The organism is Roseburia sp. AF20-18LB (genome assembly GCF_003461185.1).
GTDB lineage: Bacteria > Bacillota > Clostridia > Lachnospirales > Lachnospiraceae > Roseburia_C > Roseburia_C amylophila.
Genome location: NZ_QTWP01000025.1, coordinates 1 through 228 on the forward strand (window position 1 = coordinate 1; position 228 = coordinate 228).

A 228-nucleotide genomic window follows, 5' to 3' on the forward strand; every position below is an offset into this window, starting at 1 on the left:
CTGAAATTAGAGTGCGAAGATCATAAACTGATATTTGCGGTGAGAAATCCGGTGACAGAAAAGGTGGAAATTGAAAATGACACAATAAAGAGCAAAAGAGGGGATCATCACGGCATTGGATTGTTAAATGTAAAAGCAGTTGTGGATAAATATGGCGGTGATATGGTGCTTTCCTGCGATGAAAATGAATTTAAGGCAGTGGTCATCTTGTAAAGAGATGGTCTTTGT

1 protein-coding gene is annotated in these 228 nt (G+C 38.6%); it reads left to right on the plus strand.

Annotated features, from left to right (window positions below; genetic code table 11):
- Positions 1-213: GHKL domain-containing protein (locus DWX65_RS14725; protein ID WP_118173744.1), on the plus strand; the 213-nt coding region annotated here is incomplete at its 5' end.
- Positions 214-228 lie beyond the last annotated feature (15 nt).